15 protein-coding genes and 1 other RNA gene are annotated in these 12,811 nt (G+C 71.7%); 12 read left to right on the forward strand and 4 right to left on the reverse strand.

Features of this window, described 5'->3' with window-relative positions; genetic code table 11:
- Positions 1 to 273: 273 nt before the first annotated feature.
- Positions 274 to 945, reverse strand: coding sequence for a bifunctional DNA primase/polymerase (locus F8279_RS26355; protein WP_151501369.1), 672 nt, complete (start codon positions 943 to 945; stop codon positions 274 to 276).
- A 250-nt stretch (positions 946 to 1,195) separates the two neighbouring features.
- Here F8279_RS26355 and F8279_RS26360 point away from each other — a divergent pair, with 250 nt between their 5' ends.
- The 7 genes from F8279_RS26360 to mctP all read left to right on the forward strand — a co-directional run bounded on the left by F8279_RS26360 (position 1,196) and on the right by mctP (position 7,867).
- Positions 1,196 to 2,425 carry a helix-turn-helix domain-containing protein gene (locus F8279_RS26360; RefSeq protein WP_151501370.1) on the forward strand — a complete coding sequence of 410 codons (1,230 nt, stop codon included), beginning with the start codon at positions 1,196 to 1,198 and terminating at the stop codon, positions 2,423 to 2,425.
- A complete protein-coding gene (locus tag F8279_RS26365) occupies positions 2,422 to 3,003 on the forward strand; it encodes a flavoprotein (RefSeq protein ID WP_151501371.1) in 582 nt (193 codons plus the stop codon). The genes F8279_RS26360 and F8279_RS26365 overlap by 4 nt, the downstream gene beginning before the upstream one ends.
- 92 nt (positions 3,004 to 3,095) lie before the next feature.
- The gene (locus F8279_RS26370) at positions 3,096 to 3,953 is read left to right on the forward strand and encodes a Nif3-like dinuclear metal center hexameric protein (protein WP_091421278.1); all 858 of its coding nucleotides are present in this window, start codon (positions 3,096 to 3,098) and stop codon (positions 3,951 to 3,953) included.
- Positions 3,943 to 4,680, forward strand: a complete 738-nt coding sequence (locus tag F8279_RS26375) for a zinc ribbon domain-containing protein (protein WP_151501372.1) — start codon at positions 3,943 to 3,945, stop codon at positions 4,678 to 4,680. Before F8279_RS26370 ends, F8279_RS26375 begins: the two co-directional genes overlap by 11 nt.
- Positions 4,681 to 4,685: 5 nt before the next feature.
- The gene (locus tag F8279_RS26380) at positions 4,686 to 5,837 is read left to right on the forward strand and encodes a bifunctional RNase H/acid phosphatase (protein WP_151501373.1); all 1,152 of its coding nucleotides are present in this window, start codon (positions 4,686 to 4,688) and stop codon (positions 5,835 to 5,837) included.
- Between the two features lie 126 nt (positions 5,838 to 5,963).
- Complete coding sequence (locus tag F8279_RS26385; protein ID WP_151501374.1) at positions 5,964 to 6,212, forward strand: DUF3311 domain-containing protein; 249 nt, start codon at positions 5,964 to 5,966, stop codon at positions 6,210 to 6,212.
- Positions 6,212 to 7,867, forward strand: coding sequence for a monocarboxylate uptake permease MctP (gene mctP, locus F8279_RS26390; protein ID WP_091421270.1), 1,656 nt, complete (start codon positions 6,212 to 6,214; stop codon positions 7,865 to 7,867). The genes F8279_RS26385 and mctP overlap by 1 nt, the downstream gene beginning before the upstream one ends.
- A gap of 44 nt (positions 7,868 to 7,911) precedes the next feature.
- Here the strand turns inward: mctP and F8279_RS26395 are convergent, their stop codons facing one another.
- A complete protein-coding gene (locus F8279_RS26395) occupies positions 7,912 to 8,379 on the reverse strand; it encodes a MarR family winged helix-turn-helix transcriptional regulator (protein ID WP_091421267.1) in 468 nt (155 codons plus the stop codon).
- Positions 8,380 to 8,435: 56 nt separating this feature from the next.
- Here F8279_RS26395 and F8279_RS26400 point away from each other — a divergent pair, with 56 nt between their 5' ends.
- The gene (locus F8279_RS26400) at positions 8,436 to 9,659 is read left to right on the forward strand and encodes an MFS transporter (protein ID WP_151501375.1); all 1,224 of its coding nucleotides are present in this window, start codon (positions 8,436 to 8,438) and stop codon (positions 9,657 to 9,659) included.
- A 25-nt stretch (positions 9,660 to 9,684) separates the two neighbouring features.
- On the opposite strand, the gene F8279_RS26405 is transcribed toward F8279_RS26400, so the two are convergent.
- Positions 9,685 to 10,446, reverse strand: coding sequence for a sulfite exporter TauE/SafE family protein (locus tag F8279_RS26405; protein WP_091421261.1), 762 nt, complete (start codon positions 10,444 to 10,446; stop codon positions 9,685 to 9,687).
- A 111-nt stretch (positions 10,447 to 10,557) separates the two neighbouring features.
- Here F8279_RS26405 and rnpB point away from each other — a divergent pair.
- The 3 genes from rnpB (at position 10,558) to F8279_RS30375 (ending at position 11,801) form a co-directional block, all read left to right on the forward strand.
- Positions 10,558 to 10,966: RNase P RNA component class A (gene rnpB / locus F8279_RS26410), an RNA gene on the forward strand.
- 208 nt (positions 10,967 to 11,174) lie between these two features.
- Complete coding sequence (locus F8279_RS26415) at positions 11,175 to 11,561, forward strand: hypothetical protein (RefSeq protein WP_151501376.1); 387 nt, start codon at positions 11,175 to 11,177, stop codon at positions 11,559 to 11,561.
- Between the two features lie 78 nt (positions 11,562 to 11,639).
- Positions 11,640 to 11,801 (forward strand): DUF6331 family protein, encoded by a 162-nt coding sequence (locus F8279_RS30375; RefSeq protein ID WP_192580779.1) that lies wholly within the window; start codon positions 11,640 to 11,642, stop codon positions 11,799 to 11,801.
- 85 nt (positions 11,802 to 11,886) lie between these two features.
- Here F8279_RS30375 and F8279_RS26420 read toward each other — a convergent pair whose 3' ends face one another.
- Positions 11,887 to 12,225, reverse strand: coding sequence for a hypothetical protein (locus F8279_RS26420; RefSeq protein ID WP_151501377.1), 339 nt, complete (start codon positions 12,223 to 12,225; stop codon positions 11,887 to 11,889).
- Between the two features lie 64 nt (positions 12,226 to 12,289).
- On the opposite strand from F8279_RS26420, the gene F8279_RS26425 reads away from it, so the two are divergent.
- Positions 12,290 to 12,685 (forward strand): VOC family protein, encoded by a 396-nt coding sequence (locus tag F8279_RS26425; RefSeq protein ID WP_151501378.1) that lies wholly within the window; start codon positions 12,290 to 12,292, stop codon positions 12,683 to 12,685.
- Positions 12,686 to 12,811 lie beyond the last annotated feature (126 nt).

Consider the following 12,811-nt stretch of genomic DNA (forward strand, 5'->3'; position numbering starts at 1 on the left):
GGCGGACGCCCAGGGGCCGGGTGAAGGCCCACGGGTGCAGGCGGCGGCGGGGCCGCGCCGGCTCGGTACCGCCGGTGTGGCGGGCAGCGTCGTCCCTGGACATGGTCAAACCCCCGCTCTGGCGCACACGCGCCTTCACCAGGGACAACGAGTCCGGTGCCGGGGAGGTCGCTGTCGGCCACCCGTCCGGGTCGCCGGACCCGCCGTGACCAGGGAGGACGCTCGGCATTAGCCACGCGCGCGCTGCGGGATCACCGGGCGCGCGAGGCGGGGTCAGCGGCCCCGGCGGGGCAGCGGGAGATGGCCGGGGAACAGGTCGGCGCCGAGCGTCACGCCGGCCGCCCGTAACGCGGCGATCAGCGCGTTCTGCACCAGGTACGAGTCGGGTAGCTGCCAACGGGCCTGCTCCGGGGCGACCGCCCAGCGCACCGTCCCCTCGGGCAGCCGGGTCGGTGGGGCGGGGATCCACGAGCCGGGTCCGTGGCGCACGACGTGGAAGCAGTGCTCCAGTTCGGGCCGCAGCGGGTCGCCGGGACGGACCAGGAACATCCAGCGGCCGGTCGGGGTGACCAGCGCCGGCCCGCGTACGCCGAAGCCGGCGGGGTGGGTGGCGACCGCCTCCAGAACCTGCCGGCCCAGGTGGGCGGCCACCTCGAGCACGTCGAAGGCGCGGCCGGTGGGCAGCAGGATGCCGTGCGGGCGGTTGCGCCACCACGTGGCCACCCGGGCCGGGTCGGTGCTGGCGGCGTGTTCCCAGTCCTCCAGCGCCGGGTGGCAGCCCACTGTGGGACAGCCGGCCCGGCCGCAGACGAACCGGCTGTTCGCCAGGCAGGCGCCGGGGGTGACCGGCCAGTCGTGCAGCGCGTACCGCACCGCGACGCGGCGCAGCCGGACCCGTTCCAGCGGCGACAGGTGAGCGACGCGCGGTCGGACGTTCCTCCACATGTCTGCCGTCCCCTCTGGTCCCGCCGATCCGTCCACAAGCCGAAACCGTCCACAAGCCGAACTGTCCACAAGCCACACGTCGAAAGCCGTCACTGCCGTAACCCACGCTCGTTGAGGTGACTAACGGTCGGTGCAACTTGCACGAAAACTACGAGAACTGGCTGGACGGTGGACGCACAACCTGTGCGATCGGCGCGACCCTGATGGACGTGGGGGGACCGGCCGGCGCCGTGAGGGGGAGGGAGCGGGAATGGACGAACTGCCCATAGGCCGGCGGGTGGCGTACTGGCGGAGCCGCCGCAAGATGTCCCAGCAGGTCTTCGCCGACCGGCTCGGCAAGTCCAAGAGCTGGGTGGACAAGGTGGAGCGCGGCGTCCGCCGGCTGGACAAGTTCTCCGTGCTCTACGAGATCGCCGACATCCTCCAGATCGACGTGCAGCTGCTGCACGGCAAGGACCCGGAGCGGCGTACCGACGCGCTCAACTGCATCGACCAGGTCGAGGTGGAGGAGATCCGCACCGCCCTGGAGCGGTACGACTCGATGAGCGCCTACTTCGACGCGGCGCCCTACCCCCCGCCGCTGGCCGACATGCGCAAGGCCGTGAACCACGCCTGGCTCACCTACCAGTACGGCCGGTACGGCATGCTCACCCGCGCGCTGCCCAAGCTGCTGCGCGACGCCCAGGCGGCGGACGCCGGCTACGCCGCCGGCGACCAGGTACGCGAGGCCGCCCACCTGCTCGGGCAGGTCTACCAGATCGCCTCCTCGGTGCTGCGCAAGCTCGGCGAGTGCGACCTCGCCTGGCTCGCCGCCGACCGGTCGATGGCGGTGGCCCAGCGGGCCGACGACCCGCTGCTGGCCGGCATCGCCACCACGCGGGTCTGCAACGCGCTCGTCGCGATGGGCCGCCCCCGCCCCGCGCTGGAGCTGAACGTCCGCATCGCGGGGCGGCTCGCGCCCGGCGGCGACAACGACGTCCGGCCGGAACGGCTCTCCGTGTACGGCATGCTGCTGCTGCAGGGTGCGATGGCCGCCGCCCGGATCGGCGACTCGGCGACGGTGGACGACCTGCTCGCGGGCGCCGGTGAGGCGGCCACCATGCTCGGCGGCGACCACAACCACTACTGGACCTCCTTCGGCCCGACCAACCTGGAGCTGCACCGTGCGGCGGCGGCGGTCGAGCTGGGCGACGGCGGCCGGGCGGTGGAGACCCACATGCGGCTGTCCGAGCCCGCGTTCAACGCGTTGCTGCCGGAGCGGCGCGCACACCACCTGCTCGACCTGGCCCGGGGCTACTCCCAGATCGGTGACGTCGCCAACGCGGGGGACATGCTGCTGCGCGGTGACCGGCTCGCGCCTTCCGAGATCCGGTGCCGGCCGATAGCGCACGAATTGATGTCCGAGATTCTCCGTCGCACACGTGGTGCGCCGCCTTCGCCGATCGCGGAGTTGGCTGAGCACATGGGAGTCGGAGTATGAGCGGTCCGGAGACCGCCAACGGGCACCGGCGCGTGCTCTACGTCATCGCCTGCGGTTCGCCGCTGGCCCGTCACGTCGGCCGGCTGGTCGACCTCGCCCAGCGGGAGGGGTGGGCGGTCTGCGTGGTCACCACGCCGGACGGCGCGAAGTTCGTCGACCGGACGGAGCTGGCCCGGCAGACCGGCCATCCGGTCCGTACGCACTACAAGAACCCGGGTGACCTGGACGTGCTGCCCCCGGCCGATGCCATGCTGGTGTGCCCGGCCACCGTCAACACGATCAACAAGTGGGCGGTCGGCATCACCGACACCCTGGCGCTCGGCCTGCTGATCGAGGCGCAGGGGATGGGGGTGCCGATCGCTGCCGTCCCGTACACGAACGAGGCGATGGCCGCGCACCCGGCGTTCCGGGCCAGCCTCGACCGGCTCGGGCAGTGGGGCGTCCGGCTGGTCTTCGGCGACCACGTCGTACGCCTGCACCCGCCCGGCACGGGGGAGCGGCGCGCGGACGCCTTCCCCTGGGACGCCGGCCTGGCCGCCCTGCGCGGCGCGGACCGGCCGGTCGCCCCGGTCGGCTGACCGGCGATGGGCACGGCCCTCGGCGGACGCCGGGGGCCTCGCCCGGCGACGGTCGGCGTGTACCGGCCCGGACGCCGGTAAGCTGGCCGCCCGTGAGCACAACCGTTGCCGACGTCGTGGCCGCCCTGGACCGCCGTTATCCGCCCGCCTGGGCCGAGGAGTGGGACCGCGTCGGTCTGGTGCTGGGCGAGCCCGACCGCCCGGTACGCCGGGTCGCCTGCGTGGTGGACGTGGTCCCGGAGACCGTGGACGAGGCGCTCGACGCCGGCGCGGACATGATCGTCGCGCACCACCCGCTGCTGCTGCGCGGTGTCTCCTCGGTGGCCGCCACCACGTACAAGGGCCGGATCGTGCACCGGCTGATCAAGGCGGACGTCGCGCTGCACGTGGCGCACACGAACGCCGACGTGGCCGACCCGGGGGTGTCCGACGCGCTCGCCGCCCGGTTCGGGCTCACCGGGCTGCGCCCGCTGCACCCACCCCGCCCCGGCTCGCCCGCTGCCGGGCCCGGCCGGGGCATCGGCCGCATCGGTGAGCTGCCCACCCCGATGACGCTCGCCGAGCTGACCCGGCTGGCCGCCGCCGTGCTACCGGTCACCGCCTGGGGAGTTCGCGCCGCCGGGGATCCCGGGCGTATGGTTCGTACCCTCGCCGTCAGCGGCGGCTCGGGGGACGGCTTCCTCGCCGAGGCGACCGCGGCCGGGGTGGACGCGTTCCTCACCGCGGACCTGCGCCACCATCCGGCCGGGGAACACCTCGCCGCCGGTGGCCCGGCGCTGCTGGACGCCGCCCACTGGGCGACGGAGCGACCCTGGCTGGACGACCTGGCCGCCTTCCTGGCCGCCGAGCTGGACGTCGAGACCGTGGTGTCCGACCTGGACACCGACCCGTGGACCGTGCACGCCGCCGCGCCCCGGCCGGACGACAAGGAGCCCCGACGTGAAGGCTGACCCGAAGGTGCAGCGCCGCCTGCTCGACCTCCAGGCGATCGACACCGCGCTGGCCCAGCTCGCGCACCGCCGCCGCAGCCTGCCGGAGCGCGCCGAGCTGGAGGCCCTGGCGCGTGAGCTGTCCGCGCTGGAGGACGAGCGGGTCCGCGCCCAGGTGGCAGTCGACGACCTGGATCGGGACATCGCCCGGATCGAGAAGGACGTCGACCAGGTGCGGGCGCGCAAGAGCAAGGACGAGGCCCGCCTGGCCTCGGGCAGCGGCCCGGCCCGGGAGCTGGAGGCGATCCAGCACGAGCTGGTCTCGCTGAACCGCCGGCAGAGCGACCTGGAAGACGCCGAGCTGGAGCTGATGGAGCAGCGGGAGACCGCGCAGGGTGTGCTCGACGGCATCGAGAGCCGGCTCGCCGAGACCCGCGAGCGGCGTGCCGCGACCGAGCAGCGCCGCGACGAGACCCTGGCGGAGATCGCCAAGGAGGAGGAGTTCAAGCGCACGGCCCGCCAGCCGCTCGCCGGTGACCTCCCGGCGGACCTGGTCGGCCTTTACGACAAGATCCGCGAGGACACCGGTATGGGCGCCGCGCTGCTCACCGGTGGCCGCTGCGGCGGCTGCCGGCTGGAGATGTCCGGCGCCGACCTGGCCCGCATCCGCAAGGCCGACCCGGACGACGTGGTCCGCTGCGAGGAGTGCCGGCGGATCATGGTCCGGACCAACGAGTCGGGACTGTAGCCGCCGTGGCGGTGCGCGCGGTCGTGATCGAGGCCGACGGCGGCTCCCGGGGCAACCCCGGTCCGGCCGGCTACGGCGCTGTGGTCCGGGATCCGGAGACCGGCGAGGTGCTGGCCGAGCGGTCCGAGTCGATCGGTACGGCGACGAACAACGTGGCCGAGTACCGGGGCCTGATCGCCGGGCTGGAGGCCGCCGCCGAGCTGGGCGCGGCCGAGGTCGAGGCGCGGATGGACTCCAAGCTGGTCGTCGAGCAGATGTGCGGCCGCTGGCAGATCAAGCACCCCGGGCTGCGTCCGCTCGCCGCCCAGGCGGCCGGGCTGGTCAGCCGTTTCGCCACCGTACGGTTCACCTGGGTGCCCCGCGAGCGCAACCGGCACGCCGACGCCCTTGCCAACGCGGCAATGGACGCCGCTGCCTCCGGCGTCGCACCGTCCGGCGCCGGGAAGGCCGCGGCGCGGGAGGCGACGGTCGTCCGGGCCACCGGCACCGACCCGGCGACCACGCCCGCCTCCTGGGAGCCGCGCCCGACCGAGGAGGCCACCCGGCTCATCCTGGTGCGGCACGGCGAGACCGAGCGCACCGTGCAGAAGCGCTACTCCGGCCGGGGTGACGTGCCGCTCACCGAGCGCGGCCGGGCCCAGGCCCGGGCCACGGCCGCCCGGGTGGCCGCGCTGGCGCCGTCCGTCGCCGCGGTGGTCAGTTCCCCGCTGTCCCGGTGTACGGCCACCGCCGAGGCGGTCGCCGCGCAGGTCGGAGATCCGCCGGTACGCACGGACGACGACCTGATCGAGTGCGACTTCGGGGTCTGGGAGGGGCACACGTTCGCCGAGGTACGCGAGGGCTGGGCGGCCGAACTGGACGCATGGCTCGCCTCCACCCGGGTCGCGCCGCCGAAGGGCGAGTCGTTCGTGACAGTCGCCGAGCGGACCGGGCGGGCGGTCGACCGGCTGCGGTCGGCGTACCCGGGGGAGACGGTCGTGGTGGTCTCCCACGTCTCGCCGATCAAGCTGGTGCTGCGCGACGCGCTCGCCGCCGGCGACGCGTTCCTGCACCGGCTCTACCTGGACACGGCGGGCATCTCGGTGCTGGACCTGTACCCGGACGGTGGCGTAGCGGCCCGCTCGGTCAACGACACCTCGCACCTCACGGACGTCTGACGGCCGCTCGGCGCATGCCGGCGGCCGTTTGGCGCATCGGCATCCTCCGATCGGACGTGACCCCCGTCACAGGGTCGTAGCCTCCGGCCGTCACATGGCCCGCTACGAATGCCCGGAGGGTGTCACATGGCCGCACCGGAACCGGAGGCGCTTCACACGGCGCGATCCAGGGCGAAGGACAAGAGTCCCTGGAACTGGTTGCTCTTCATCCCGATCGTGGTGCCGCTGATCCCGGCACTCTTCAACGCCGACTCGCCCCGGCTGTTCGGGTTCCCGCGTTTCTACTGGCTGCAACTGGCCTGGATCCTGCTGGGCGTCGGCACCACCACGCTCGTCTACCAGATGACGAAGACGAAGAAGCGGGGTGACCGCTGATGTGGCGGGACCACCTCACCGAGATCATCGTCTTCTCACTGCTGTTCCTGCTGGTCAGCGCCATGGGTTTCGTTGCGGCCCGGTGGCGCAGACCGAAAGACATGGCCCACCTGGACGAGTGGGGGCTGGGCGGTCGCAGCTTCGGCGGCTGGATCACCTGGTTCCTGGTCGGCGGTGACCTGTACACCGCGTACACGTTCGTGGCGGTCCCGGCGCTGATCTTCGGGGCCGGCGCGGCGGGCTTCTTCGCGGTGCCGTACACGATCGTCATCTACCCGCTGGTGTTCCTGGTGCTGTGCCGGCTCTGGTCGGTCTCGCACCGGCACGGGTTCGTCACCCCGGCCGACTTCGTCCGCAACCGGTTCGGCTCGCCGATCCTGGCGCTGCTGGTCGCGATCACCGGCATCGTCGCCACCATGCCGTACATCGCGCTGCAGCTGGTCGGCATCGAGGCGGTGCTCAAGACCATGGGCGTGACCGGGGACAGCGCGCTGGCCCGGCACCTGCCGATCATCATCGCGTTCGCGATCCTGGCCGCGTACACGTATCAGTCCGGGCTGCGCGCCCCGGCGCTGATCGCGTTCGTCAAGGACTCGCTGATCTACATCGTGATCCTGGTCGCGGTGATCTGGCTGCCGTACAAGCTCGGCGGCTGGGGCGCCATCTTCGACGCCGCCGACGCGAAGTTCCAGGCGTCACCCGCGCCCGGCGACGGCATCCTGCTCAACCAGAACAACCAGATCCAGTACGTGACGCTGGCGTTCGGCTCGGCGCTGGCGCTGTTCCTCTACCCGCACAGCATCACCGGCGTGCTGGCCAGCCGGAACCGCGACGTGATCAAGCGGAACATGTCCGCGCTGCCCGCGTACAGCCTGCTGCTGGGGCTGATCGCGCTGCTCGGCTACATGGCCATCGCGGCGAACGTGAAGCCGCTGCCCGGTGCGAAGGAGGGCACGACCGACGGCAACACGGTGGTGCCGCTGCTGTTCGACCAGCAGTTCCCGGACTGGTTCGCCGGGGTGGCGTACGCGGCCATCGGCATCGGCGCGCTGGTGCCCGCGGCGATCATGTCGATCGCGGCGGCGAACCTGTTCACCCGCAACATCTACAAGGAGTACCTGAAGCGGGACGCCACCCCGGCGCAGGAGGCGAACGTCTCGAAGATCACCTCGCTGGTGGTGAAGGTCGGCGCGGTGGCCTGCATCGTCTTCCTCGACCCGCAGTTCTCCATCGACCTGCAGCTCATCGGCGGCGTGATCATCCTCCAGACGCTGCCGGCGGTGGCGCTGGGCCTCTACACCCGCTGGTTCCACAGGGGCGCGCTGATCGCCGGCTGGGCGGCCGGCATGGGCCTGGGCATGTGGATGCTCTACCAGATCGGCAACCCGGCGACCGGGAAGAAGCACTTCGCCGGGTCGGCGTTCCCGTTGGAGAAGTTCGGCTTCGACACGCCGAAGACCATCTACGTGGGCATCGTGGCGGTGCTGGTGAACCTGGTGGTGGCCGCGCTGCTCACGCTGGTGCTGCGCGCCGCGAAGGTGGCCGACGGGCCGGACGGCACCACGCCGGACGACTACTTCGCCGACGAGGGCGACCCGCGCGTCACGCCCGGCGCCGACCGCGACGCGGACTCCGCGCGCGAGCCGGTGGCGTAGGGGAGGCGGGCCCCCGCCCGTCGGGTGGGGGCCCGCATCGCGCCTCAGCGGCGGCGGTTGCGCGCGTCGAGCGCCTCGTTGAGGCGGTGCAGCATGTCCGCCAGGGTCTCCCGGTCCGCCTCGGGCCAGGCGGCGAGGATGTCGCCGTACAGCCGGGTGCGGGCCGCCCGCACGGCGGCCATCCGCTGGAGCCCGGCCGCCGTCGTGGAGATCACCGTGCCGCGCCCGTCGGCCGGGTCGGGGGTACGGGAGATCAGCCCGTCGCGTTGGAGCGCGGAGACCTGCCGGGTGACTGTGGAGCCGTCCAGGTTCAGCCGCGCGGCGAGCGCCGAGACGTTCTGCGGGCCGGCCGCGTCGAGGTGCCGCAGGATCACGTACGCGGCGCGGTCGAGCAGCCGGTGCTCCATCGTGCCGGTGCCCCGGCGGGTGGCCTCGCCCAGGCGCATCAGCAGCGCGACCTCGGTTTCGATCCGGCCGAGGGTGACCTCGGCGGCGTGGACGTCCTCGCTCATAGCTGTATGATACAGGAGAAATACCTGTACGATACAGCTATCTGGGAGGTTGCGGAGTGGATCGCCGATCCGAGCCCAACCGCAGTGCCATCTACGCCACCACGCTCGTCGCGTTCCTCGCCATCGCCGGCATCGCCGTGGTCGACCCGATCCTGCCCGCCATCGGCGAGGCCATCGGCGTCACCGCCTGGCAGGTCGAGCTGCTCTTCACCGCGTACATCGCGGTCATGGCCGTCGGCATGATCCCGGCGACGCTCGCCAGCGGGCGGTTCGGGTTCAAGCCGGTGCTCGTCACCGGCGTCTCAGTGGTCGGCCTGGCCGCGATCGGAGCCTCGTTCAGCAACGACATCGTGCAGCTCTCCGTGCTGCGCGGCGTCTGGGGCCTGGGCAACGCGATGTTCTTCGCCACCGCCATGGTGGTGCTGGTCAACCTGGCGAACGACCGCGAGTGGGTGGTCGGCCTGTTCGAGACCGCGCTCGGGCTCGGCTTCGCGGTCGGCCCGCTGATCGGCGGACTGCTCGGCGAGGTGAGCTGGCGGCTGCCGTTCTTCGTCTGCGGCGTGTTCATGGTGCTGGCGCTCGGCGTCGCCGCCCGCAAGCTCCGCGAACCCGCCCACAAACAGTCCCCGGTACGCCTCGGCCAGATCTTCGCCACGTACCGCAGACCCGCGTTCGTGACGCTGTGCGTGGTCACCGCCGCGTACAACTTCGTCTTCTTCGCCGTGCTCGGCTACACGCCGCTGTTCCTGCGCCTCGACGTCATCCCGCTGGGCCTGGCGTTCACCGGCTGGGGCCTCGGCCTGGCCACCGGCATCCTGCTGATCGGGCACCGGCTCGCCCACCGCATCGGCGCGGTGCAGACCGTCGGCGTCGCCCTGCTCGGCCTGCTGGTCTGCATGGTCCTGTTCGCCACCTCCACCGGCACCGCCATGTCGCTCGTCGTCCTGGTCGTCGCAGGACTGTTCATGGGCCTGGCGAACGCCAACCTGACCGACCTGGCGCTCGGGCTCGGCTCCGCCGACCGGCGCGTCGCCACCGGCGCGTTCAACCTGGTCCGCTGGGGCGCCGCCGCGCCCGCGCCGATCATCTCCGGCAAGCTGGCCGAGCACAGCCTGGCGCTGCCGTTCTGGGTCGGCTTCGGGGTGCTCGCCGCCGGTGTGCTCGCCTACCTCGCGTTCGGTCACCTGATGGCGGCCGGCTACGGCGAACGGGTCATCTGGAACCGGGCCGCCAGCCGGGCCGAGCACGCGCCGGAGGAGCCGGTGGGGGAGGCATACTGACCGGTCCCGGTGTTGCCGGGCGGCGTCAGGTCAGCGCGCGCCACAGCAGGTAGAACCCGATGGCCGTGCCGAACACCACGATCACCGTCTTCAACACCACCTGCGGAAGCCGGCGGGCCAGCCGCGCGCCCGCGTACCCGCCGAACAGGGTGGCCGGCGCGACCACCGCGACGGCCGCCCAGTTCACCGGGCCGAACAGGGCGAACACCACCAGCGTGGTCAGCCCCACCACTGCCGAGAGCAGGTTCTTCACCGCCGACACCCGGGCCAGCGTCGCGTCCAGCACCAGCGCCAGCCCGGCCACGAGCATCACCCCGAGGGCCGCGCCGAAGTAGCCGCCGTACACAGTGCCGAGCGCGACCATGGTCTGCACCGTGACGGTACGGCGGCGGGCGCCCAACCGCTCCGGGTGACCGACCAGGCGGCGCAGCGGCCCCTGGAACGCCAGTACCGCGGTCGCGCCGAGCACGAGGAACGGCACCACCAGCTCGAACGCCCGAGCCGGGGTGGCCAGCAGCAGCGCGCACCCGGCGATCGTGCCGAGCACGGCGGTGGGCAGCAGCGACCACAGCTCCCGCCCGCGCGGCAGGTCCACCCGGCTGCCCGCAACGCTCGCCACGTACCCGGGAAAGACCGACACCGAGTTGGAGACGTTTGCCGCCACCGGCGGCAGGCCGGTGGCGATCATCGCCGGGAACGTGATCAGCGAGCCGCCGCCGGCCACCGCGTTCACAGTGCCCGCGGCGAGACCGGCGGCGATCAGGAGCGCGGCGTCGGAGAGATCCATGGTCCCCCGAGGCTAGTACGCCCCCGTTGTGTCACGGCGTCGCCCCGCGCTCGGCCCGCCGGGGCGGAAATGGGCGCGGCGCGTACGTCGTTAGGATGAGGGCGCGACGGACGAGTCGACCGGGCGGTCGCGTCGACGGGCTCCGGCCCGTCGCCGAGGAACGTCCGGACTCCACAGGGCAGGGTGGTTGCTAACGGCAACCCGGGGTGACCCGCGGGACAGTGCCACAGAAAACAGACCGCCGGCCCGTAACGGGACGGTAAGGGTGAAACGGTGGGGTAAGAGCCCACCAGCACCCCGGGTGACCGGGGTGGCTCGGTAAACCCCACCCGGAGCAAGGCCAAGAAAGGGCCGTCACCGCAAGATGACGACCCGCGCAGACGCTTGAGGGCTGCCCGCCCGATGTCTGCGGGTAGGCCGCTGGAGCCTGCCGGCAACGGCAGGCCGAGATGGATGGCCGCCGCCGGTGCGCCTTCGGGCGTGCCGGTCACAGAATCCGGCGTACAGGTCGACTCGTCCGTCGCCCACCAGGTCAACCATCTAGGTGCGGTGGTCGACCTGGTGTTTCTTCGGGTGCACTTGGTCGTTGGTGGTCGTCGCTGGTTAGCTTTTGACGGCGCGGTGACGGCCCGGACGCCCACGAGCAGCCATCCGGCCGGATGGCCACTTAACGACCAACATCCGTCAGAGCTGTTTACTGGTCGTCATCGATCAACTACTGATCCGGTATGAAGATCCTTCGCCGGTACTGGGGACTGCTCGCTCTCTTGGCGTTGATCGCCGTCTGGTGGTCCGGCAACGCCGGTCCTGAGCTTCTCTACTTCTTGTCCGCCGGAGTGGTCGTATGGTCGCTGCTTCAGGCACCCGCGTGGTGTGGTGCCGGTACCCGCAAGCGGGGAGCCTTCTGCCGTAACAACTCCTACGGACTGCTGCTCGGGTGCCACATACGCGAGCACAGATGGCAGAAGTTCAAGCTGCTCTTCTGGAACCGCCGATGGGCCGAGTTCAGTCGTGGGACTTGGGCGACCCCAGCTGCCAGGTTGGCCACCGTGACGGGTCTGATCGGGACCGTCTCGGCGATCGCCACCGGCATCAAGGACTTCGCGTTGAGTTGAAGCGGGGCTAAGAGCCGCTGCTGAGCTACCAGCAGTGATCAGGCCCCGCCCCCTGCTCGCACGGCGTCTCGGACTGCCATGGCTCAGCTGGCCGAGCTGATCGAGGTGGTCGAGGACCGCTCCCATTGCGTCACGTCGGACTTCCTGAACCACCGCACACATGACGAGGCCGCACGGCGTGAGTTGCTGGACTTCCTGACCGCGCTCGATGCCGGACTGGCGGCCGGCGACGTGTCGTGAGCGGTCGAGGCTGTCGACCCCGAGCGCGCGGATCGGGTCGATTCCCGCCGGCAGTAGTCGCGTCGCCGTTCGATCACGAACCAGCTCACTCATCCCGCAGCGGAGGGGGCAGCGGCGCTTCTCCCCGCAGTGCCATCCCGGCCAGTTCGGCGCGCTCCGGATGCAGGAGGTTCTCGCGGAGCGGGTGACGCGGCACGTTGATGCACCGCTGGCCCGCCACCGCCTCGCAGACCGGGCACTGGAGGAACAGACCGCACTGCGGTACCAGCTCGCCGCCCTGAGCCAGCGCACCCCGGCCGATCTTGACGATCGCCCGGTACAGCTCGTCGTCCTGATGCCGGGCTGCGCCGGCTGCCACCTCCCGCATGCCCTCCCAGAACAGCTCTGCGGCCCTCGGTTCGTCGATGTCGATGTCGATACGCACGATCAGGAGTACCCGCCCTCGGCGCGGTGGAACATCTCCCGCCAGACCTTGCGATGATCCAGTGATGACCTCCTACGTGTCCCACACCACCGTGGACTGTGCCGACGCCTACGCCCTGTCCCGCTGGTGGGCATCAGTTCTCGACTACCGCGAGGACCCGGACGACCCGAACGAGCCGGGCCACGAGGAGTGCATGATCTACTCGCCGGACGGGCGGCACCGGCTGCTGTTCATCGAGGTGCCGGACGCGAAGCAGGTCAAGAACCGTATCCACCTCGACCTGCGCCCGGTCGAGGGGACGCGTGACGAGGAACTGGCCCGGCTGACCGGGCTGGGTGCGGTAGTGGTGGCCGACCGGCGCAGGTCCGACGGCACCGGCTGGGTGGTGCTCGCCGATCCGGAGGGCAACGAGTTCTGCATCCTCCGCAGCGACGCCGAGGTGGCCGCCACCCGATCGTGACAGCGACCGAACGTCCGGCCGCCCAGCTCCAGTCATCGATCTTGGAATTGTGGCACCGCCCGAACTTCGCGGATGGGGCGTTCTGGGCGCCACAATTCCAAGATCGACGAGGGCGGGCGACGAGGG

It is taken from the genome of Micromonospora sp. AMSO1212t (assembly GCF_008868145.1).
In the GTDB taxonomy this organism is placed as follows: Bacteria; Actinomycetota; Actinomycetes; order Mycobacteriales; family Micromonosporaceae; genus Micromonospora; species Micromonospora tulbaghiae.